Annotated in this window: 1 protein-coding gene; it reads right to left on the reverse strand. The window is 45.3% G+C overall.

Annotated elements, in window-relative coordinates; genetic code table 11:
• Window positions 1-29: 29 nt before the first annotated feature.
• Window positions 30-560 carry a Ger(x)C family spore germination protein gene (locus tag AC1DUA_RS40030; protein WP_477504933.1) on the reverse strand — a complete coding sequence of 177 codons (531 nt, stop codon included), beginning with the start codon at window positions 558-560 and terminating at the stop codon, window positions 30-32.
• Window positions 561-600: the final 40 nt, after the last annotated feature.

Genomic DNA, 600 nt, shown 5'->3' on the forward strand with positions numbered 1-600 from the left:
CTCTACTTCATGCATGGTAGAAGAATGGTTTACCGCTCTACTTCATGCATGGTAGAAGAATGGTTTACCGGCTTCTGTGAAAGTTTAATTAATGTTTCATAGGTATTAGGATCCACTTGCGACTCCAACAGCTGCCTGGCGGTTCCTTTGCAGACAAAGAAATTGGCTTGCTCCCGCGTCTGAACATCTCTGAATAAGAAATCAAACTCGTCAGTCAAGCCTTCTCTAGCCAATTCTTCCCCAAAAAAGTAAGCTTTCGCATGCCCCCAAGAGAAAAAGCGAGGCAATCTCTTTTGCAATTCACTTAACGCATCCCCCATGGATCTTCCTACCGAAGACATTGTGTATACATTCCCTTGCCCTCCGCCACTCCCCTCCGTACGTCCTGAGGCGGGATTCGGAATGAAGACTTGGACGGTCATTTCAATTTCATCTTGATCCTTTCTGTCTACCCCTGCCGAGATAATCAAGGCCATGTCATTTACTTCTACTCGATCCCAACAACCTGTTGTCAAAAACAGTACTAATACAAGTACTGAGAAGCCAATCCGATGCCTCAATTCCCTTCCCCTCCATCATTCCTTCATCATTACTTCCCAT

The organism is Paenibacillus sp. 01T422, from assembly GCF_056398785.1.